General features: G+C 73.9%; 22 protein-coding genes. 10 read left to right on the top strand and 12 right to left on the bottom strand.

Features of this window, described 5'->3' with window-relative positions; translation table 11 throughout:
* The first annotated feature begins 68 nt into the window (after window positions 1-68).
* A complete protein-coding gene (locus tag AB0P03_RS17565) occupies window positions 69-878 on the top strand; it encodes a TIGR00730 family Rossman fold protein (protein ID WP_363586756.1) in 810 nt (269 codons plus the stop codon).
* Between the two features lie 36 nt (window positions 879-914).
* On the opposite strand, the gene folP is transcribed toward AB0P03_RS17565, so the two are convergent.
* A complete protein-coding gene (folP, locus tag AB0P03_RS17560; RefSeq protein ID WP_363586766.1) occupies window positions 915-1727 on the bottom strand; it encodes a dihydropteroate synthase in 813 nt (270 codons plus the stop codon).
* 178 nt (window positions 1728-1905) lie between these two features.
* Here folP and AB0P03_RS17555 point away from each other — a divergent pair, with 178 nt between their 5' ends.
* Together AB0P03_RS17555 and AB0P03_RS17550 are read left to right on the top strand one after the other, a co-directional pair.
* A complete protein-coding gene (locus AB0P03_RS17555; protein ID WP_363586755.1) occupies window positions 1906-2346 on the top strand; it encodes a DivIVA domain-containing protein in 441 nt (146 codons plus the stop codon).
* Window positions 2343-2936 carry a DNA-3-methyladenine glycosylase I gene (locus AB0P03_RS17550; RefSeq protein WP_363586754.1) on the top strand — a complete coding sequence of 198 codons (594 nt, stop codon included), beginning with the start codon at window positions 2343-2345 and terminating at the stop codon, window positions 2934-2936. Before AB0P03_RS17555 ends, AB0P03_RS17550 begins: the two co-directional genes overlap by 4 nt.
* Window positions 2937-2961: 25 nt before the next feature.
* Here the strand turns inward: AB0P03_RS17550 and AB0P03_RS17545 are convergent, their stop codons facing one another.
* A complete protein-coding gene (locus AB0P03_RS17545) occupies window positions 2962-3762 on the bottom strand; it encodes an enoyl-CoA hydratase-related protein (RefSeq protein ID WP_363629537.1) in 801 nt (266 codons plus the stop codon).
* Window positions 3763-4058: 296 nt separating this feature from the next.
* On the opposite strand from AB0P03_RS17545, the gene AB0P03_RS17540 reads away from it, so the two are divergent.
* Window positions 4059-4226 carry a DUF3117 domain-containing protein gene (locus AB0P03_RS17540; protein ID WP_014137929.1) on the top strand — a complete coding sequence of 56 codons (168 nt, stop codon included), beginning with the start codon at window positions 4059-4061 and terminating at the stop codon, window positions 4224-4226.
* 177 nt (window positions 4227-4403) lie between these two features.
* Here AB0P03_RS17540 and AB0P03_RS17535 read toward each other — a convergent pair whose 3' ends face one another.
* Window positions 4404-5012 (bottom strand): class I SAM-dependent methyltransferase, encoded by a 609-nt coding sequence (locus AB0P03_RS17535; RefSeq protein ID WP_350879900.1) that lies wholly within the window; start codon window positions 5010-5012, stop codon window positions 4404-4406.
* A gap of 198 nt (window positions 5013-5210) precedes the next feature.
* Between AB0P03_RS17535 and sigE the strand changes: the two genes are divergently transcribed.
* The 4 genes from sigE to AB0P03_RS17515 all read left to right on the top strand — a co-directional run bounded on the left by sigE (window position 5211) and on the right by AB0P03_RS17515 (window position 8570).
* Entirely contained in the window at window positions 5211-6053 is an 843-nt protein-coding gene (gene sigE, locus AB0P03_RS17530) for an RNA polymerase sigma factor SigE (protein WP_350879899.1), read from the top strand.
* Entirely contained in the window at window positions 6050-7078 is a 1029-nt protein-coding gene (locus AB0P03_RS17525) for a zf-HC2 domain-containing protein (RefSeq protein WP_363629535.1), read from the top strand. Before sigE ends, AB0P03_RS17525 begins: the two co-directional genes overlap by 4 nt.
* Before the next feature lie 154 nt (window positions 7079-7232).
* On the top strand, window positions 7233-7670 hold the full coding sequence (locus AB0P03_RS17520) for a sec-independent translocase (protein WP_363621459.1): 438 nt from the start codon (window positions 7233-7235) through the stop codon (window positions 7668-7670).
* A gap of 222 nt (window positions 7671-7892) precedes the next feature.
* Window positions 7893-8570 (top strand): hypothetical protein, encoded by a 678-nt coding sequence (locus AB0P03_RS17515; RefSeq protein ID WP_063347930.1) that lies wholly within the window; start codon window positions 7893-7895, stop codon window positions 8568-8570.
* Window positions 8571-8640: 70 nt separating this feature from the next.
* Here the strand turns inward: AB0P03_RS17515 and AB0P03_RS17510 are convergent, their stop codons facing one another.
* The 4 genes from AB0P03_RS17510 to AB0P03_RS17495 all read right to left on the bottom strand — a co-directional run bounded on the left by AB0P03_RS17510 (window position 8641) and on the right by AB0P03_RS17495 (window position 12444).
* A complete protein-coding gene (locus AB0P03_RS17510) occupies window positions 8641-9801 on the bottom strand; it encodes an Mrp/NBP35 family ATP-binding protein (RefSeq protein WP_363621460.1) in 1161 nt (386 codons plus the stop codon).
* Window positions 9802-9857: 56 nt separating this feature from the next.
* The gene (locus AB0P03_RS17505; protein ID WP_363586765.1) at window positions 9858-10403 is read right to left on the bottom strand and encodes a DUF1003 domain-containing protein; all 546 of its coding nucleotides are present in this window, start codon (window positions 10401-10403) and stop codon (window positions 9858-9860) included.
* Between the two features lie 76 nt (window positions 10404-10479).
* Window positions 10480-11775: a CBS domain-containing protein gene (locus AB0P03_RS17500; protein WP_363586748.1), complete on the bottom strand. Its 1296-nt coding sequence runs from the start codon at window positions 11773-11775 to the stop codon at window positions 10480-10482.
* A gap of 129 nt (window positions 11776-11904) precedes the next feature.
* The gene (locus AB0P03_RS17495; protein ID WP_363629533.1) at window positions 11905-12444 is read right to left on the bottom strand and encodes a hypothetical protein; all 540 of its coding nucleotides are present in this window, start codon (window positions 12442-12444) and stop codon (window positions 11905-11907) included.
* A gap of 217 nt (window positions 12445-12661) precedes the next feature.
* Here AB0P03_RS17495 and AB0P03_RS17490 point away from each other — a divergent pair, with 217 nt between their 5' ends.
* Complete coding sequence (locus AB0P03_RS17490) at window positions 12662-13531, top strand: DMT family transporter (protein WP_363629616.1); 870 nt, start codon at window positions 12662-12664, stop codon at window positions 13529-13531.
* A gap of 23 nt (window positions 13532-13554) precedes the next feature.
* Here the strand turns inward: AB0P03_RS17490 and corA are convergent, their stop codons facing one another.
* The gene (gene corA, locus AB0P03_RS17485) at window positions 13555-14676 is read right to left on the bottom strand and encodes a magnesium/cobalt transporter CorA (RefSeq protein WP_363629531.1); all 1122 of its coding nucleotides are present in this window, start codon (window positions 14674-14676) and stop codon (window positions 13555-13557) included.
* 425 nt (window positions 14677-15101) lie between these two features.
* On the opposite strand from corA, the gene AB0P03_RS17480 reads away from it, so the two are divergent.
* Complete coding sequence (locus AB0P03_RS17480; protein WP_363586745.1) at window positions 15102-15743, top strand: suppressor of fused domain protein; 642 nt, start codon at window positions 15102-15104, stop codon at window positions 15741-15743.
* A gap of 74 nt (window positions 15744-15817) precedes the next feature.
* On the opposite strand, the gene AB0P03_RS17475 is transcribed toward AB0P03_RS17480, so the two are convergent.
* From AB0P03_RS17475 to AB0P03_RS17460, 4 genes are all read right to left on the bottom strand, one after another.
* The gene (locus AB0P03_RS17475; protein ID WP_363586744.1) at window positions 15818-16678 is read right to left on the bottom strand and encodes a PHP domain-containing protein; all 861 of its coding nucleotides are present in this window, start codon (window positions 16676-16678) and stop codon (window positions 15818-15820) included.
* Between the two features lie 71 nt (window positions 16679-16749).
* The gene (locus AB0P03_RS17470; RefSeq protein ID WP_363586743.1) at window positions 16750-17388 is read right to left on the bottom strand and encodes a DUF6758 family protein; all 639 of its coding nucleotides are present in this window, start codon (window positions 17386-17388) and stop codon (window positions 16750-16752) included.
* Window positions 17389-17698: 310 nt separating this feature from the next.
* Window positions 17699-17857 (bottom strand): hypothetical protein, encoded by a 159-nt coding sequence (locus AB0P03_RS17465; protein ID WP_159398440.1) that lies wholly within the window; start codon window positions 17855-17857, stop codon window positions 17699-17701.
* A 360-nt stretch (window positions 17858-18217) separates the two neighbouring features.
* On the bottom strand, window positions 18218-19093 hold the full coding sequence (locus AB0P03_RS17460; RefSeq protein ID WP_363629529.1) for an alpha/beta fold hydrolase: 876 nt from the start codon (window positions 19091-19093) through the stop codon (window positions 18218-18220).
* Between the last annotated feature and the right edge of the window lie 77 nt (window positions 19094-19170).

Genomic DNA, 19170 nt, shown 5'->3' with positions numbered 1-19170 from the left:
CTTCCGGTCGCCCAACCGACCTTCCCCTGTTGCCTGAAAACCGGGATCACCGGACGTAGGGTTTCGTCATGACAGGCACAGGAGACGAGAAGCACTACGGACACGGCCCCGAGCAGGTCGGCGTGCCGCGGAAGAAGAAGGCCTGGCCCGAGAAGCAGAAGGGCCCGGTGCTGGTGCGCCGGGACCAGGTCGGCACGAGCACCACGGACCAGCGGCTGCTGGACACCACCGGCCCGACCGACTGGCTGCACACCGATCCGTGGCGGGTGCTGCGGATCACCTCCGAGTTCGTCGAGGGCTTCGGCGCCCTCGCCGAACTCCCGCCCGCGATCAGCGTCTTCGGCTCCGCCCGGACCCCGGCCGACTCGCCCGAGTACGAGGCCGGCGTGGCCATCGGCCGGGCCCTCGCCGAGGCCGGCTACGCGGTGATCACCGGAGGCGGTCCGGGTGCCATGGAGGCCGCCAACCGCGGCGCCTCCGAGGCCGGCGGCCTCAGCGTCGGCCTCGGCATCGAGCTGCCCTTCGAGCAGGGCCTCAACGAGTTCGTCGACCTCGGGCTGAACTTCCGTTACTTCTTCGTCCGCAAGACGATGTTCGTGAAGTACTCCCAGGGCTTCGTGGTCCTGCCCGGCGGGCTCGGCACGCTGGACGAGCTGTTCGAGGCGCTCACCCTGGTGCAGACGAAGAAGGTCACCCGCTTCCCGGTGATCCTCTTCGGCAGCGCGTACTGGGGCGGCCTCTACGAGTGGCTGAAGAACACCCTGGTCGCGCAGGGCAAGGCGGCCCCGCACGACCTGGAGCTGTTCCACATCACCGACGAGATCGACGAGGTCATGAAGATCCTCGCCGACACCCGCCGGCCGACCAACCAGATCTAGGCCGGACAGGCCTGGGCCCCCGGCCCTCCGGGCCGCCTACGCCAGCCCCCGGCGGGCGACCGCCGGGGGGCGGGTGCCCCGGATCGAGGCGACCATGTCCAGCACCTGGCGGGTCTCCGCGACCTGGTGGACCCGGTAGACCTGCGCGCCCAGCCAGGCCGAGACCGCGGTGGTGGCCAGGGTGCCGAGCAGCCGCTCGTTCACCGGCCGGTCCAGCGTCTCGCCGACGAAGTCCTTGTTGGACAGCGAGACCAGCACCGGGAAGCCGGTCGCGGTCATCTCCGGCAGCCGCCGGGTGGCCTCCAGCGAGTGCCGGGTGTTCTTGCCGAAGTCGTGCCCCGGGTCGATGATCACCGCGTCCCGCCGCACACCCAGCCCCACCGCCCGCTCGGCCAGCCCGACGGTCACCCGCAGGATGTCCGCCATCACGTCCTGGTAGCCGATCCGGTGCGGCCGGGTGCGCGGCTCGGCGCCGCCCGCGTGCGTGCAGACCAGCCCGACGTCGTGGCGCGCGGCCACCTCGGCGAGCTTCGGGTCCACCCCGCCCCAGGCGTCGTTCAGCAGGTCGGCGCCCACCTCGCAGACCGCCTCGCCGACCTCGTGCCGCCAGGTGTCGACGCTGATCACGGCCTCCGGGTGGCGCTTGCGCAGCTCGGCCACGAAGGGCACGGTGCGCCGCAGCTCCTCCTCCACCGTGACCTCGTCACCGGGCCCGGCCTTCACCCCGCCGATGTCCAGGATCGCCGCTCCCTCGGCCATCGCGCGGTCGGCGGCGGCGAACGCGGCCTCGTCCGCGAAGGTCGCCCCCCTGTCGAAGAACGAGTCCGGCGTCCGGTTGACGATCGCCATGATCACCAGCTCGTCGTCACCGAATTCCCGCGGTCCCAGGCGCAGTGCCACCGATGTCTCCTCCACAGCTGCTGCGGGTGCGATGATGGCCCCCGGCCTCACAGGGACCATGCTGTCATGATCAGTTTGGTCGGGGGCACTTCGCAGCAGGCCGGCCGGGAGTTCGGGAGGACAGCTCGTGTTCTGGGTGATCGTGGTCGCCATGGCCGTGGTGGTCGGCGGCGCCGCGCTGGTGGCGCTCGGCGGGGGCGGCTCGATGCCGGAGGCGGTGCAGGACCGCATCGCCGCCCGGCTGCCGCAGGACCGTCCGCTGAGCAAGGCGGACGTGGACGACCTGCGGCTGCCGATGGCCGTCCGCGGCTACCGGATGGACGAGGTCGACGACGTCCTGGACCGCCTCGGCGCCGAACTCGCCTACCGCGACTCGCGGATCGCCGAACTGGAGGCCGCCGGCCACCTGCGCGGCGCGGTCGAGGCGACCGACGGCCCGGACGCCGGCGCCGAACCGCTGCCCGGCCTGGAGGAGTTCGCGAAGGTGGTCGAACCGGCCGTCGCGCTCACCAAGGAGCGGCCCGAGCAGGAGCGGCCCGAGGACGCGAAGCCGGTGAACGACCGGTGACCGCTCTCGCCGAGGGCGCGGTGCTCGGCGCGGACGGCCTGCGCCGCTGCGCCTGGGGCGAGTCGACCGACGACTACCGGGCCTACCACGACACCGAGTGGGGCCGTCCGGTGCACGGCGACGACGCCCTGTTCGAGCGGGTCTGCCTGGAGGCGTTCCAGTCCGGGCTGTCCTGGCTGACCATCCTGCGCCGCCGGGAGGGCTTCCGGTCCGCGTTCGCCGGCTTCGGGATCGCCGCGGTCGCCGAGTTCGGCGAGGCGGACGTGGAGCGGCTGCTCGCCGACACCGGCATCATCCGCAACCGGGCCAAGATCGAGGCCGCCATCGCCAACGCCCGGGTCGCCCGCGACCTGGACGGCGGGCTGGACGCGCTGATCTGGCGGTTCGCCGGAGCCCCGGACCGGCCGGCCCCCCGCACGATGGGGGAGGTGCCGGCCGTCACGCCCGAGTCGACCGCGCTCGCGAAGGCCCTGAAGAAGGAGGGCTTCCGCTTCGTCGGCCCGACCACCGCCTACGCCCTGATGCAGGCCTGCGGCCTGGTCGACGACCACCTGGCGGACTGCCACGTCCGCACCGCGCGCCCGGTGTGATCCGAAGAGGGCCGCTGGGCGCGCCCTAGCGGCCCAGGTAGGTCGGCTTCTCCTTGGCGATGAAGGCGCGGACCGCGATCCGGTGGTCCTCGCTCTCGCCGGCCAGGGTCTGCAGCTCGTCCTCCTTGTCGAGCAGTTCGTCCAGCGAGTGCGAGGCGCCGTACGCCAGCGACTCCTTGATGGCGCCGTAGGCCACCGTGGGGCCCGCGGCCAGCTCCCGGGCGAAGGCCCGCGCGGTGGCGGCGAGCTCCCCGGCCGGCACCACCCTGGTGGCCAGGCCCAGCTCCAGCGCCTCGGCGGCCTTGACCGTCCGGGGCAGCATCAGCAGCTCGGTGGCCCTGGCGTGCCCGACCAGCCGGGGCAGCGTCCAGGAGGCGCCCGAGTCGGCGGTCAGGGCGATCCCGGCGAAGGCGGTGTTGAAGCCGGCCCGGTCGGAGAGGACCCGGAAGTCGCAGGCGAAGGCCAGCGAGGCGCCCGCGCCGGCCGCCACCCCGCCGACCGCGGCGACGGTCGGCTTGCGCATCCCGGCCAGCGCCCGCACCAGCGGGTTGTAGTGCTCGGCGACGGTGCCCAGCGGGCTCTGTCCGGTCTCCTCGGCCCGCTTCAGCGCCGTCAGGTGCTCGTTCAGGTCCTGCCCGACGCAGAACGCGCGCTCGCCGGCCCCGGTCAGCAGCACCGCCCGCACCGCCGGGTCCGCGGCCGCGGCGGCCACGGCGTCCCGCAGCGCGACCTTGGTCGCGACGTCCAGGGCGTTCATCGCCTCCGGGCGGTTGATGGTGATGACGGCCAGGCCGCCGTCCAGCTCGTACAGCACGGAATCGGACATGGGCGAGGGCTCCCTGTGGTCGGCTCGGTGTCGGTCGTGTGCCAGGATGCCGGAGCGGACGGCCGGGTGGGGAGTGTGAGGTATCGCACCTTTCGACGGCCCGCGCGCCGCCGCCACGCCGGGGCTTATGACGGCAATTGCGGCGCTTGGGGGCGGTCCGGCCGATGTTGCACCGAGAGTGATGTTGGTCATCAGCCCGCGGCATGCGGGATAATGGCTTCCGATCAATGCGTTCGATACCGGCGGTGGACGGACTGCCGGTGCGTAGCTGAGCGGTTGCAGGAAGGGGAACGAGCATGGCGGCCATGAAGCCGCGGACGGGTGACGGCCCGCTCGAAGTCACCAAAGAGGGACGGGGCATCATCATGCGCGTTCCGCTCGAAGGCGGCGGACGCCTTGTGGTGGAGCTCACACCTGACGAGGCCGACGCCCTCGGCGAGGCCCTGAAGAAGGCCTGCGGCTGACCGCAGCGGGTGCTCGTCATCTCCTGGAGATGTGCTGCCGGGCCCGGGTACGACGTCATGTCGGCCCGGGCCCCGCGGCGTTTGGGGCCCTGCCCGGCCGCCCGGAGGCCGCGGTCCGGGGCGGCGGGGCCGCTGCCTGACGGTCCGGCTGCCTGACGGCCCTGCCGCTCGACGGTCCTACCGCTTGATGGCGCAGAGCAGCCCGTCCGAGACCGGCAGCAGCGCCGGCAGCAGCGCCTCGCTCTCCCGGACGTCCCGGACCAGGTCGCGCACCGCGCCCGTCTGGGGGTCCTGCAGCTCCGGCTCGGCCAGCCGGCCCTCCTGGAACACCCCCTCGAAGCAGACCATCCCGCCCGGCCGCAGCAGCCGCATCGCCTCCAGCAGGTACTCCCTGGACTCGGCCGGGTCGCCGTCGCAGAACACCAGGTCGTACTGGCCGTCGGCGAGCCGGGGCAGCACCTCCAGCGCCCGGCCCGGTATGAACCGCGAGCGGTTGGCCGCGAATCCGGCCGCGTGGTACGCCTCGCGGGCCAGCTGCTGGCGCACCGGCTCGGAGTCCACCGTGGTGAGCACGCCGTCCGGCCGCATGCCGCGCAGCAGGTAGACCCCGGAGACGCCCGTCCCGGTGCCGATCTCGGCCACCGCCTTGGCGTCCAGTGCCGCGGCCAGCAGCCGCAGGCACGCCCCGCCGCTGGGCCCGATCGCCCGTATCCCGGTGCGCGCGGACTGCGCCCGGGCGTAGGTCAGCACCGCGTCCTCGCCGACGTAGGTGTCGGCGAGGGCCACACGCGCGGGCCCGAACTCGCTGATGGCTGCCTCTTTCGGAGCCCCGGGTTACGGCCCGGTGCCGAGGGAAGTCGATATTTCCTGGCACAGATTACTGGCCGACCGGGAACCGCGTACGGCGGCGGGCCGTTGTCACGAAGGACCGGGTACGGGAGACCTCCCGGGCACTTTTATCCGGGCTTGACGGGTGAGGTGGATATGGTGGTGGCCCTGCTGGGCAGAAGAGCCGACCGAGGAGGTGTGGCCGAGGGCGACGTCCCCGTGCGGCGGCACTCCCGCGGCACCGCGTCGGCCCGTACGCCGAAGCCCGTGATGAACCAGCCTGCGCACTCCGACCTGGACCAGCCCGCCGCCGCGACGCCGGCCGCCGGTACCACCGAGGCCCCCGCCCTCGCGACCTTCACCGAGGGCCCCGACGCGCAGACCTGGACTCCGCCCTCCTGGGAGGAGATCGTCGAGGCGCACAGCGCCCGGGTCTACCGCCTCGCGTACCGCCTGACGGGCAACCAGCACGACGCCGAGGACCTCACCCAGGAGGTCTTCGTCCGGGTGTTCCGTTCGCTGTCCACCTACACCCCCGGCACGTTCGAGGGCTGGCTGCACCGGATCACCACCAACCTGTTCCTGGACATGGTCCGCCGCCGCCAGCGCATCCGCTTCGACGCGCTCGGCGAGGACGCGGCCGAGCGGCTCGCCTCCCGCGAGCCCAGCCCGGCCCAGCACTTCAGCGACACCCACTTCGACGCCGACGTGCAGCACGCCCTGGACACCCTCGCCCCGGAGTTCCGCGCCGCCGTGGTGCTCTGCGACATCGAGGGACTGTCCTACGAGGAGATCGCCGCCACGCTGGGCGTCAAGCTCGGCACCGTCCGCAGCCGCATCCACCGCGGCCGCTCGCACCTGCGCGCCGCGCTCAAGCACCGTGCCCCCGGCTCGGCCCCCGGGCGCGAGCGCCGCGGCGGCTCGGAGGAGCCGGTGCCGGTCGGCGCCGCCGTCGAGGGCGCGCTCGCGCCGGGTGCGCGCGGACGGAGGCGATCGTGAGCGGAACCGGCCGGTCCGGGCCGGGCCAGCCGGACCCGTCCGGCCGGTCCGCGGCCAGGCGGGGCTGGGCCCTGCCCGGCCGCCGCGGCGGCGACGAACCGGGCGAGCCCGTCCTGCCCGCGCTGCCGCTGCCGGGCGAGACGGCGCTGCGCGCGGTGCCGGTGCGCCCCGCCGAGCCGGCCGCCGAGGAGCACCACCTCGGTGAGCGCCTCTCCGCGTTCCTGGACGGCGAACTCGGCCACGACTCGCGCGATCGCGTCCAGGCCCACCTGGCGACCTGCCCACAGTGCCTCGCCGAGGTCGACGCGGGCCGGGCCGTCAAGCACCTGCTGACCCGCACCGGCACCCCCGGCCCCTCCTCCGGCCTGATGGCCCGGCTGATGGCCGTCGGCGGCCTGCCCGAGGACGATCCGGCGGACGCCGACTGGCCCGTCCGCCGCGGCAGCCGCGGTGACGACGACGACCTGCCCGGCGGCGGGGTCGCGGCCGGCGGCACGCTCGGCGGCAGCCGGCTCACCGGCGGCTCCTTCGGCCGCGGCGCAGGCGCCTCCTTCGGCGCGGGCGCGCTCGGCGCCGACACCCCGGTGCCCGGGGTCGACCCGCGGGCGTTCGGGCGCGGCGGCGCGGTGCTGCGGCCCCTGATGGGCCGGCGCAACGGCCGCCCCGAGGCCGCGGCCCGCCCCGAGAGCACCGTCCGGCCCCGCCCGGCCGCCGCCGTACGCTCCGCCGCGCCGCGCGGGCGCCGCTTCGTCTTCGCCGCCGCGGGCGCCTTCTCGGTCGCCGCGGTCACGCTCGGCGGGGTCGGCGGCCTCAGCGCGCAGAGCGAGGACCAGCACGGCAACCCGGTCAGCACGGTCGGCAACAGCGGCGGCACGGGCCGCAGCGGGGGCCTGGTCCCGATGACCGCGCAAATCCCGGTGGACTTCCCGGCCCACCCCGTCGCCGCGACCCGCGACGCGACGCCGCCGGCGGCCTCGGAGCGCAACTCGGGCGGCCTGCCCGCACTGCGCCAGCAGACCCGCTAGGCCCTGTCCGCACCTAGAGCGCCGCTCGCGCCCCGGTCGCGACGATCTCGGCCATCGGCAGGTCTTTACCACGGCTTCATCGCAGCGTGGACCATGGACCCGCCGATGGCCATTACCCTGTAGGGACCGTCGTCCGACGAGCTAGGGAGCTTAGGTGTTCAGCGATGTAGGCGGGCTGGAGATCCTGACCCTGGCCGTGATGGCGATCATCATCTTCGGCCCCGACAAGCTGCCGAAGCTGATCCAGGACACCATGGGCTTCATCCGGAAGGTCCGTTCCTTCGCCGACAACGCGAAGGAGGACATCCGCAGCGAGCTGGGCCCCGAGTTCAAGGACTTCGAGTTCGAGGACCTGAACCCCAAGACCTTCGTCCGCAAGCAGCTCATGGGCGGCGAAGAGGACCCGCTGGGCCTCAAGGAGATGAAGGACTCGCTCGACATCCGCTCGGTCCTGGACGACAAGCCGGCGGCGCCGGTGAACGGCCGCAGCGGCAGCGTCAGCTTCGAGAAGGCCGCCGCCCCGGTGGCGGCCTCCACCGGGGCGCCGTTGCAGCCCGGCGAGCGGCCCCCGTTCGACCCCGACGCGACCTGACCGGCCCCCGGTCACACCCCGTACGACCACGCCACCGCCCCGCCCGGCCGCCCGGCTGAGCGGGGCGGCGGCGTGTGCGCCGCTATTGTGCTGATTGTTCCCGCTGAGCCGTCCGTCACATTCCGCGCTGTCGCGGACCAGGAACGGCTCCCGGGAACGCCGCGGTACGCCACGATGGGAGCGCGCCACGGCAGGCAAACGTGTGTTTGAGGAGGCCCGGGGATGGACGCGACGAGTCAGGCGGTGGGGACGACGGCCACGGCCGGCGGCCCGGTGGTCGGCGGGCAGGCCGGCCCGGCGGACCCGCTGGTGCCCTACCTGTCCGCCGACTTCCCCTGGTACGGCCTGGACGACGGCTGGACCGGCCGCCGCTACCTGATGCAGGCCGGCGCCGGAGGCCCCCGGGCCGGGGCGCCCGGCAGCGTCGACTACGGCAGCCTCGGCCACGGCGAGGAGCCGGCCAGGCAGTACGAGCCGCGCGACATGCGCAGGTTCGCGGTCGTGGTCACGGTGGCCCGCCGGGACAGCCGCCGCAGCGCCGACAACACCGGCACCCTGGAGGCGACCTCCGCCTCCTCCGCCGCCTGGCTGGCCGGCTCGGGCCTGCTCGCCTCGACCTGGCCCGGCCAGCTCGACCGCGCGCTGCGCCAGGACTGGCTGGACCAGCAGAGCACCCTCGCGTGGGACCTCGCCGACGACCTGGCCGGCCCCGGCTGGTCCACCCTCAGCCTCCCGGTGAACGGCCTGCCGCAGCCCTTCCGCTACCGCGAGTCCGAGTACGGCTGGGTGCTCGCCGGCGAGGCCCCGGGCGTCCTGCTCGGCGCCTACGGCCGCGGCGTCAGCGCCTACGGAGCCGGCTTCGCCACCGCCCCCGACCTGACCGCCTACACCCGCCCGTAGGGCGCGACGACGCCGAGTACGCCGAAGGGGCCGGGTGGTCGAACCACCCGGCCCCTTCGGCGACGCGTCATCAGAACTTGTTCTTCGGGGTCAGCCCGAGGGAGAGCCCGGAGAGGCCGCGCTGGCGGCCGCCGAGCTTGCCGGCGACGGCGCGCAGGGCGGCGCCGGCCGGGGAGTCGGGGGCGGCGAGCACGACCGGGCGGCCGTCGTCGCCGCCCTCGCGCAGGCGCACGTCGATCGGGATCGAGCCGAGCACCGGGACGGTCGCGCCGACGGTGCGGGTGAGCGCGTCCGCGACGGTCTGGCCGCCGCCGGTGCCGAAGACGTCGATCATCTCGTCGCAGTGCGGGCACGGCATGCCGGACATGTTCTCGATCACGCCGACGATCTTCTGGTGGGTCTGCACCGCGATGGTGCCGGCCCGCTCGGCCACCTCGGCGGCGGCCATCTGCGGGGTGGTGACGATCAGGATCTCCGCGTTGGGGACCAGCTGGGCCACCGAGATCGCGATGTCGCCGGTGCCGGGCGGCAGGTCCAGCAGCAGGACGTCCAGGTCGCCCCAGTAGACGTCGGCGAGGAACTGCTGGAGCGCGCGGTGCAGCATCGGGCCGCGCCAGACCACCGGGGCGTTGCCCGGGGTGAACATGCCGATCGAGATGACCTTCACGCCGTGCGACTGCGGCGGCATGATCATGTCCTGGACCTGGGTGGGCCGGCCCTCGACGCCGAGCATGCGGGGCACGCTGTGGCCGTAGATGTCGGCGTCCACGACGGCGACCTTCAGGCCGTCGGCGGCCATCGCGGCGGCCAGGTTGACCGTGACCGAGGACTTGCCGACGCCGCCCTTGCCGGAGGCGACGGCGTAGACCCGGGTCAGCGTGCCCGGCTTGGCGAACGGGATCTCCCGCTCGGGGGCGCCGCCGCGCAGCAGCTGGGAGAGCTCCTTGCGCTGCTCGTCGCTCATCACGTCGAGCTCGACCTCGACACCGGTCACACCGGGCACGCGGCCGACCGCTTCGCGGACCCGGGTGACGATGGTGTCGCGCATCGGGCAGCCGGAGACGGTCAGGTAGACCGCGACGCGCACCACGCCGCCCTCGGCGATCTCGACCGATTTCACCATGCCGATCTCGGTGATCGGGCGGTTGATCTCCGGGTCGTTGACGGTCGCCAGCGCCTGGCGTACGGACTCCTCCGTGACGCCGGCCGCGACCTCTGTCTCGTTGGCCATGCCTTGATGGTACGGCGCTCGGGGGATCCCCTAACCCGACGGTGGCGTGCCGCCGGTCACAGCGTCTCGGAGGGCTCCCGGCGCTCCTCGATCTCCTTGAGCAGGGACTGGAGTTCGGAGCGGATGAAGTCCCGGGTGGCGACCTCGCCGAGCCCGTGCCGCAGTGCCGCGACCTCGCGGGTCAGGTACTCGGTGTCCGCGATGTTGCGGTCGCTGCGGGCCCGGTCCTGCTCCATGTTGACCCGGTCCCGGTTGTCCTGGCGGTTCTGCGCGAGCAGGATCAGCGGGGCCGCGTAGGAGGCCTGGAGCGACAGCACCAGGGTGAGGAAGATGAAGGGGTAGCTGTCGAAGCGCACGTTCTCCGGCAGCAGGGTGTTCCAGGCCACCCAGATGATGATCACCACCGTCATCCAGACGATGAAGCGGCCGGTGCCCAGGAAGCGCGCGATCCGTTCGGAGAGCTTGCCGAACGCCTCCGGGTCGTAGGCGGGCAGCGAGATCAGCCCGGGCCGGGCGGTGCGGGGCTGGTCGAGCCGGGTGCGGGCCGGGCCGGCCACGGAGATCTCGGCGCGCCGCTCCCGGCCGCCCTCCCGGCCGCGCAGTTCGCGCAGCTGGCGCAGTTCCCGCAGTTCGCTCTGGAGGCGTTGGCGGGGGGACTCGTCCCGCCGCCCCTTGCGGTCAGCGTCCACCGTGCACCTCTTCCCTCGTGCCGTCCGTGTCGTCGTGGCCGTGCAGGACGGACTCGCGCCAGTCCTCCGGCAGCAGGTGGTCGAGCACGTCGTCGACGGTCACCGCGCCGAGCAGGTGGTCGGCCTCGTCGACGACCGGCGCGGACACCAGGTTGTAGGTCGCCAGGTAGCTGGTGATCAGTGACAGCGGGGTGTCCGGCGGCAGCGGGTCCAGGTCGTCGTCGACCAGCGAGCCGACCAGCACGTACGGCGGCTCGCGCAGCAGCCGCTGGAAGTGCACGGTGCCCAGGTACTTGCCGGTCGGGGTCTCGTTCGGCGGCCGGCAGACGTACACCTGCGCGGCGAGCGCGGGCTTGTGGTCGGAGACCCGGATGCGGGCGAGTGCCTCGGCCACGGTCGCGTCCGGCTCCAGCACGACCGGCTCGGTGGTCATCAGACCGCCGGCGGTGTTCTCCTCGTACGACAGCAGGCGGCGGACGGGCTCGGCCTCGTCCGGCTCCATCAGCTGGAGCAGCCGCTCGGCCTCGTCGGCGGGCAGTTCGGAGAGCAGGTCGGCGGCGTCGTCCGGGTCCATCGCCTCCAGGACGTCGGCGGCGCGTTCGTCCTTGAGCTTGCCGATGATCTCGACCTGGTCGTCCTCGGGCAGCTCCTCCAGGACGTCGGCGAGCCGCTCGTCGTCGAGCGCGGCGGCCACCTCGGCACGGCGCTTGGCGGACAGGTGGTGCATGACGCTGGCGAGGTCGGCGGCGCGCAGCTGGTCGAAGGTGGCGAGCAGGTTGGCGGCGCCCTGGTCCTGCTCGGGCAGCGTGAAGCCGGTGACGTCCTGCCAGTCCAGGGTGAGCCGCTCGCCCTTGCCCTTGCGCAGCCGGCCGGCCCGGCCGATCTGGACGAAGACTTTGCTGATCTCCCACTCGCGCATCCGGGTCTGCACCATCCCGACGTCCAGCACGGTGACGTTCTCACCGGTCTTGGACCAGGTGACGGTGCGGTCCAGCAGTTCGGCGAGCACCAGGGTCTCGGACGGGCGCTGCTCGAAGCGCCGCAGGTTGATCACGCCGGTGGCGAGCACCTGGCCGGACTCCAGGCTGGTCACCCGGGTCATCGGCAGGAAGATCCGGCGCCGGCCGACCACCTCGACCACCAGGCCCAGGACCCGCGGCGGGCGGCCGCTCAGCCGCAGCGAGACGACGACGTCACGGACCCGGCCGACCTGGTCGCCGTTCGGGTCGAAGACGGCGAGGGCGGAGAGGTGGGAGATGAAGACCCGGGTGCCTGGCCCTGCCATGAACTCCCTCGACTCGTTCGATGCCGTGCCGGGTACGCCGGGGCGCACCTGCGGGCAAGGCTACCCGCGTGTCGCGAGCCCGGCCCGACGAGGCACGGTACACAGCCGAGGAGTCCCGGGCGTGAATCTTTAGCGGCGCTTGAACAGCAGTTTGGGCAGGCCGGCCGGGACGGGGCGGCGGGTGGTGGCCGCGGTGGGCATCGGCTGGGCGGCGTGCGAGACGTCCGGCATCGCGCCCGGACGCTCGGTCAGCGCACCGGCGGGCTCCAGGCGCAGCACCCGGCACTCGCGGGCCCAGCGGTCGGTGATGGTGTCGGTGTCGGGCGCGTTCAGCCGCTTGCCCTTGAGCTCCTCGACGGCGCCCAGCCAGGCCTCGCCGCCGGGGGCCAGCTCCGAGACCCGGGCGCTCCAGCCGGTCAGCCGGCCGCCCTTGTCCTTGCTGCGGACGGTCACCACCGCGCCGGATCCGGCGGTCAGGCCGTGCAGCGGCTGCTCGCCGCCCTCGCCGACCACCACCACGGCGCCGTCGTGCCAGGCGTGCCAGAGCGGACGGGCCTGCTCCTGGCCGTCCGCGCGGACCCAGAGGAGGCCGGACTTCTTCGCGGCCTCCTCCAGCAGGGCCTGGTCGAGGAAGTCGTCGGCGGTCGCGGCGGCGGGCGTACGGTCCATGGCGCCCAGCGTACGACCTCCGCCGTCCACGAGTTGTCTCAGCCGTCGGGCGACAGTTCCATCGGCTTGCCACGGGCCTTACCGTAGGAACGCCCGGCCCCGGCCCGGTTCAGCCCGGTCCCCGCCTCGCCCCAGCCCACGTGACCAGCAGAGGAGCGCCGTGCCCGCCGCCCGGCCCGCGACCGCCCCCGCACCAGCCGCCACCGCCACCGAGCCGGTGCACCCGCTCCCCACCGCCGACCTGCTGCTGCTCGCCGTCTCCATCGCCGGCATCTCGCTGTCCGGCCCGCTGATCAGCGCCACCGCCGCGCCCGCGCTGGCGATCGCGTTCTGGCGCAACGTCATGTCGGTCGGCGTCCTCGGCCCGTACGCGCTGCTGCGCCACCGCGCCGAACTGCGCGGGATCGGCCGGCGGGCGCTGCTGCTCGCGATCGCGGCGGGCGCACTGCTCGCCGTGCACTTCGCGCTCTGGATGCCCAGCCTGCGGATGACCTCGGTGGCCTCGGCGACCGCCCTGGTCACCACCACCCCGCTGTGGACCATCCTGCTGATGCGCCTGCTCGGCGTCCGCGCCCCCCGGATGGTCTGGCTCGGCACGGGCGTGGCCTTCGCCGGCGTGCTGGTGCTGACCGGCGTCGACCTCTCGCTCTCCCCGCGCGCGCTGTTCGGCGACGCGCTCGCCCTCGGCGCGGGCCTGGCCGCCGCCGGGTACATGCTGCTGGGCGCGGAGGTCCGCAGGACCGTCAGCACCACCGCGTACACGCTGGTCTGCTACGCCACCACGGCGGCGGGCCTGCTGGCGATCTGCCTGGTCGCCGGGACGCCGCTGGCCGGCTGGCCGGCCGGGGTGTGGTGGCAGATCGTGCTGCTGATGGTCGCCGCCCAGCTGCTCGGCCACTCGCTGAGCAACCGCGTGGTGCGCACCCTCGGCCCGTCGATCACCTCCACGGCGATCCTGCTGGAGACCCCGGGCGCGGCCCTGATCGCCGCCCTCTGGCTCGGCCAGTGGCCCCCGGTGGCGGCGTATCCGGCGGTGGTGCTGATCCTGGTGGGCCTGGTCCTGGTCGCCCGTGGCGGCCGGCGGTAGCGGCCGGCGGGCGCCGCGGGCGGCTACAGCCAGCCGTTGCGGCGGAAGCCCCGGTACATCCCGACGCAGATCAGGATGATGGCGGTGAGCACCATCGGATAGCCGTACTTGTGGTGCAGCTCGGGCATGTACTCGAAGTTCATCCCGTACACGCCGGTGATCATGGTGGGCACGGCGAAGATCGCCGCCCAGGCGGTGATCTTGCGCATGTCCTCGTTCTGCGCCACCGAGACCTGCGCCAGATTGGCCTGGAGCAGCGAGTTCAGCAGTTCGTCGAAGCCGTGCACCTGCTCGGTGACCCGGGCCAGGTGGTCGGCGACGTCCCGGAAGTACTTCTGGATGTCCGGGTCGACGAGGCGCTGCAGCGGTTCGGACAGCTGCTGCATCGGGCGCAGCAGCGGCACCACGGCTCGCTTGAACTCCAGTACCTCGCGCTTGAGTTGGTACACCCGGCCGACGTCGGCGCTGCGCCCGCCCTTGGCCGAGAAGACGCCGTACTCGATCTCGTCCACGTCGTTCTGCAGCCGCTCGGAGACCAGCAGGTAGTTGTCCACGACGTGGTCGGCGATCGCGTGCAGCACCGCGGACGGGCCCTTGGCGAGCAGCCCGGACTCGTCCGCGTCGGCCTCCAGCCGGTGTCGCAGCTCCTGCAGCGAGCCGTGGCCGCCGTGCCGGACGGTGATCACGAAGTCCCGCCCGGCGAAGACCATCAACTCGCCGGTCTCCACCACCTCGCTGGTCGGGGTGAGCTGGTCGTGCTCGACGTAGCGGATGGTCTTGAAGACGGCGAACAGCACGTCGTCGTAGCGCTCGACCTTGGGCCGCTGGTGCGCGTGCACCGCGTCCTCGACCGCGAGCGGGTGCAGGCCGAAGCGCTGGGCGATGCCCTCGAACTCGGCCTCGGTCGGTTCGTGCAGCCCGATCCAGCTGAACGAGCCGTCCCCGTCCGGGAGTTGGTGCGCGGCCTTGATCCGGCGGGCGGCCTCGCGGGGGCTGCAGGTCTCGCCGTGGCGCTTGCCGTGCTGGTACACCGCGCAGTCGACGACCGCCGAGCCGGCGCCCGCCGGGACGGCGTCGTACGCGCCGACCGCGGAACGGCGGCGGTTGGTGCGGACGGCGGCGCGCAGGCTGTTGATCATCGACATGGCAGGCTCCCTGGAACAGGAGCCGCCGCACAGCGGCGTCGGGGTCCCCCGCCGGAAGGCGGGGGAGGAGCGGGCGGCCGTGGTGCGACGGCGAAGAACACCGGTGAAGGGGGGTGAGGGTGCTCTCCCGGCCGGTTCGTCCGCGTCCGGCCTGCCCGGGCTACCTCGGCTGGATCAGCCGGTTCAGCCTGCGTGGCGAGGGGTGCGGGGAAGTCGGGGCCGGGTAGAGCTGCCGGTACTGCATGGTCGGCCGGTATCCACCGCAACCACCTCCTTCGTGCCGCCGCCCCGGGAACCTGAGGATTCCCGGTGGCCAGTCGCTCAGCCTAACATCTGACCGACCATCGGCGCCCCGGGCTTTCCCGAGGCTTTGCCCGGGCCGCCCGCACACGGCCGGCCCGCCCCCGGGGGTTACGCTCACCGGCATGGCGCACGACTTCCCGCTCTTCGGCGAACCCCACGGCGGCAGCTCCCCGGCGCTCTCCCGGGAGGCGGTGCTGGCCGCCGTCGAGGCCCGGCTGATCACGACCTTCGGCGAGCCGAGCGGCCGCGCCGCGGTCACCTTCCTCGGCACCGACCGGATCGAGGTGCTGCGCTTCGGCCCGGACGCCGACGGCCTGGTCCGGTACGCGACGCTCGGCATGTCCGCCGCGCCGATGGCCGACCCGACCGCACCGGTGGCCGACCAACTGCGCGGCCCACGCGCCGAACTGGTGCTGACCGTCCGCGGCGGGCGCGACAGCGTGCTGCGCAGCCTGGCCACCCTGGCCGCGACCCCGCAGGTCGAGGGCCTGGTGGTGGCCCCCGGCGGCTCGCTGGACCTCGGCGCCCCGCTGTGGGACGGCGCGCCGTTCACCTCGGTGCTGGCCGCCGAGCCGGGCGGCCTGGTGCCGGACCTGGAGCTGGACGAGCCGGCCGACCCGGTCCGTTTCCTGCCGCTGCTGCCGATGACGCCCAACGAGGCCGGCTGGAAGCGGGTGCACGGCGCGGCCGCGCTCCAGGAGCGCTGGCTGGAGCAGGGCGCCGACCTGCGCGACCCGGACCGCCGCGGCGTCCGGCTGGACTGACCGGGGCTCAGGTCACGAGTCTCCCGTCCTGGCCCCGCGCTCCCGCCGCGCCCCCGCACCCCGGCGCGCGGCCCTCAGCCGCCGATCGGCTTCGCGCCGGTGGCCTGCGCCAGCAGCGCCTCGTACACCGCGGGGTCGGTGGTGTGCTCGCCGAGCCGGACGGTCTTGCGGCTGCCGTGGTAGTCGCTGGAGCCGGTGACCAGCAGCCCCAGCTCGTCGGCCAGGCCGCGCAGCCGCACCCTGGTCTCCTCGTCGTGGTCGGTGTGGTCGACCTCCAGCGCCGCCAGCCCGGCCGCCGCGAGGTCGGCGATCACCTGGTCCGGGACGGTCCGCCCGCGCTTGACCGCGCCGGGGTGGGCGAACACCGGCACCCCGCCGGCCGCCCGGACCAGCCGGACCGCCTCGATCGGGTCGGTCTCGTGCTTGCGCACGTCCGCCCGGGCGCCGTTGGCCAGCCACTCGGCGGTGAAGGCGTCCGACACGGTGGCCACGACGCCCGCCTCGACCAGCGCGCTGGCGATGTGCGGGCGACCGACCGAGCCGGTCCCGGCGATCCGCTGCACCTGCTCCCAGCTGATGTCCGCGCCGAGTTCGCGGCAGCGCTCGACGATCGCCCGCCCGCGCCGGAACCGGTCGGTGCGCACCAGCTCCCGCTCGCGCGCGAACTCCGGCTCGTCCGGGTCGAACAGGTACGCCAGCAGGTGCATGCTGACGCCGCCCACCACGCAGGACAGCTCGGCGCCCGGGACGACGGTCAGCCGGCTGCCGTCCGGCAGCGCGCGCACCGCCTCGGCGGCCTCGGCGTGGCCCGCGACGGTGTCGTGGTCGGTGAGCGCCACGACGTCGAGGCCCGCGGCCACGGCCGCCGCGACCAGCTCGGTCGGGCTGTCGGTGCCGTCGGAGGCGTTGCTGTGGGCGTGCAGGTCGATGCGCACGGGGCGGACTCCTGAGGGCTCGGGGTGCCGCCCAGGATAGGACAGGGCGCCGGGCCCCGGCCGGACAGCACCTATCCCAGCAGGCGGGGGGAGAGGGCCCCGCAGGGGAGCAGGTCCAGTTCGGCGCCGGCCTCGCGCAGGTCGGTGAGGACGAGTTCGTCGTACATCACCAGGGCGGACTGCTCGGGCCAGGCGACGGCCCAGAGCCAGAGGCCGCGGGCCTCGCCGACGAACACCGCGCGGTCGACCGGGGCGTCCGGGACGTGGAACATCGGGGTGGGCCGCCCGGCGGCCAGCAGTTTGGCGTCGGCGGGCTTGTAGAGGCCGACGGAGTCGCCCGGGTCGGGCCCGGGCATCCCGGCGTAGCGGGCGCCGAGGCCGACCCCCAGTTCCTCGGCGACGAGCACCAGCTCGCCGAAGCCGCCGAGCGGGGCCGGTCCTGAGCAGGCGACGGCGGTGGCCCGGGCGCCGGAGACGTCGTCGCCGACGTGGGCGATGCCGGTGTAGAGCCAGCCGACCGGGAGCGGCCAGGGCAGCCAGACGGGGACCTGCGAGCGGGCGACGGCGACGCCCAGGGCTTCGACGCTCGGTGGCAGCACGGGCTGCATCGGGTGCACGGCTCCGTGCCGGTCGCACTGCCAGGTGTCTGAGAACAGACCGGGGGCGCGGACCCGACCGGCGCACCTCGGGCAGCTTGGCTCGCCCCTCATAGGCGACAACGCTCCTCCCTCCGGACCGCCGCGTCAAGGACGATCACCCGTACGGAGGGCTCGGCGGCACCTGTCGGTGGCGGGGCCCGTTCGGCGCGGGTGGGGCGGCGCGGCACGGGCGGTTCCCGTTGGGGGATGTCCCGTGGCGGGCGGCGGCAAACGTCTACGGGCCCAGGGCCCGGACGCACTGACGCCCTGTCATCGGCGATCGCGGTGACAGGGCGTCAGTCGGGTATCGGAACGTCCGGATCGGACGCTCCCGGCTCGTCGGCGGCGGGTGAGGGCTCCCGGTCGGAGGCGCCGCGCGTGGTCAGACGGTCGGGCACGGGCGGATGAGCAGGCGCTCACCGGTGCGGGCGGCGGCCTGGACGAACTCGCGGACGGTCTCGGCGTCGGCTATCAGGCGGTCGGCGGCGGAGCCGTTGGCGTCGTCCAGTCGGACGATCTCGAAGCGCATGGTCTTCGTCATGGGCGTCTCCTCTTCTTGCCCCGTCGGTCGGGGCGATTGCGGCTGAGTGGGTACCAGCCCTTTCGGGGTCCTGCGGGTCCGGCGGTGCGGCCGGATCGTTCGGTTCGTACGTGCGGCGGTCTGCTGCGGCAAGGGCTCCCCCTGCTTGCCTGGTGCCTCGTGAACCACGGTGACGTGGTGATGCTTCCGGGTCGTTGCCCGACCGTGAAGTCCAGGTTTCGGCTGATTCGCGCCGACGCGGAGGCCGGCGATGATTCCCGGACAGAATCAAAGATTACCGTAACTAACGACTTTTGTCCTGTGTTGAGGACGGTCGAACTTCGAGAAGTGGTTCAGACCACTCTCCGGGACCGGTGCGGCTCAGGCCCAGAACGCGGCCAGCGCCTCGGCCGTGGCGGCCGGGCGTTCGGCGTTGGGGGAGTGGCCGGCGTCCTCGACGACCACCCGGCGGGCCCCCAGGCGCTCCGCCATCCCGGTCTGCTCCGGCACCGGCCAGGCGTAGTCCCGCACCCCGGACAGCACCAGCACCGGCAGGCCGGCGGTGGCGGCGGCCAGCTCCGCCACCCGGTCCGGCGCGGCGACCAGATGGCCACCGGTGACGCTCAGCGACAGCGGTACGTTGGCCAGCCAGCGGCGGTGCAGGAACTCCGCGACGGCCGGCTCCGGGCGCTGCTTCTGGTCCCCGCTGCCCTCCTCCATCTGCCGCATGACCTGCCAGATCTCCTCCAGGCTCATGACCGGCAGCACGTCCAGCAGCAGCTGGGTACGGGCCGCCTCGGCCGGGTCGATCGCGCCCGGGCCGGTGGACATCAGGGTCAGCGAGCGCCACGGCGACGGGCCGTCCGCGGCCGCGGCCAGCACTGCCTCCCGGACCACCTGGCCGCCGAAGGAGTGCCCCAGCAGGTGCGGCGGCCCGCCGTCGGCGGCCACGGCCTCGGTGAGCGCCCGGACGTCCGCGCCCAGCGCCTCGACGGCGTACGCGGCCGGGTCGTCCGGGCCGCCGGTCTCGTACTGGCCGCGCTGGTCGACGGCGGTCACCCGGTAGCCGGCCGCCGCCAGCGGCTCCAGCAGGGCGATGAAGTCCTCCTTGCTGCCGGTGAAGCCCGGCACCAGCAGCGCCGAGCCGCGCACCGGCCCGTCCGGCTCGGCCCGCAGCGCGGCGAACCCGCCGCGGCTTGTGGACAGCCGCAGCGCGCGGGCGCAGCGGGGAAGGGTGAGGAACGGCGGCGTGCTCATGGGCTGCTCTCCTGCAGGCGACTGGCCGGTGACCCCGACCCTATCCAGCCTGTGCCGGAACGCCGGAACGCCGGAAC

The sequence above is a fragment of the Kitasatospora sp. NPDC088779 genome (genome assembly GCF_040685395.1).
Lineage (GTDB): Bacteria > Actinomycetota > Actinomycetes > Streptomycetales > Streptomycetaceae > Kitasatospora.
The sequence above is the reverse complement of the archived record's forward strand: the minus strand, read 5'-3'. Positions and strand labels throughout refer to the sequence as shown.

Bases quoted from the DNA above. Each gene is read 5' to 3' on its own strand.
- corA (WP_363629531.1), bottom strand. From the start codon at position 14,676: ATGTCGATGATCAACAGCCTGCGCGCCGCCGTCCGCACCAACCGCCGC.
- AB0P03_RS17510 (WP_363621460.1), bottom strand. From the start codon at position 9,801: ATGGCCAACGAGACAGAGGTCGCGGCCGGCGTCACGGAGGAGTCCGTA.
- sigE (WP_350879899.1), top strand. From the start codon at position 5,211: ATGGTGGTGGCCCTGCTGGGCAGAAGAGCCGACCGAGGAGGTGTGGCC.
- folP (WP_363586766.1), bottom strand. From the start codon at position 1,727: ATGGCGATCGTCAACCGGACGCCGGACTCGTTCTTCGACAGGGGGGCG.
- AB0P03_RS17470 (WP_363586743.1), bottom strand. From the start codon at position 17,388: ATGAGGGGCGAGCCAAGCTGCCCGAGGTGCGCCGGTCGGGTCCGCGCC.
- AB0P03_RS17540 (WP_014137929.1), top strand. From the start codon at position 4,059: ATGGCGGCCATGAAGCCGCGGACGGGTGACGGCCCGCTCGAAGTCACC.
- AB0P03_RS17495 (WP_363629533.1), bottom strand. From the start codon at position 12,444: ATGGACCGTACGCCCGCCGCCGCGACCGCCGACGACTTCCTCGACCAG.
- AB0P03_RS17460 (WP_363629529.1), bottom strand. From the start codon at position 19,093: ATGAGCACGCCGCCGTTCCTCACCCTTCCCCGCTGCGCCCGCGCGCTG.
- AB0P03_RS17545 (WP_363629537.1), bottom strand. From the start codon at position 3,762: ATGTCCGATTCCGTGCTGTACGAGCTGGACGGCGGCCTGGCCGTCATC.
- AB0P03_RS17465 (WP_159398440.1), bottom strand. From the start codon at position 17,857: ATGACGAAGACCATGCGCTTCGAGATCGTCCGACTGGACGACGCCAAC.
- AB0P03_RS17515 (WP_063347930.1), top strand. From the start codon at position 7,893: ATGGACGCGACGAGTCAGGCGGTGGGGACGACGGCCACGGCCGGCGGC.
- AB0P03_RS17500 (WP_363586748.1), bottom strand. From the start codon at position 11,775: ATGGCAGGGCCAGGCACCCGGGTCTTCATCTCCCACCTCTCCGCCCTC.
- AB0P03_RS17480 (WP_363586745.1), top strand. From the start codon at position 15,102: ATGGCGCACGACTTCCCGCTCTTCGGCGAACCCCACGGCGGCAGCTCC.
- AB0P03_RS17565 (WP_363586756.1), top strand. From the start codon at position 69: ATGACAGGCACAGGAGACGAGAAGCACTACGGACACGGCCCCGAGCAG.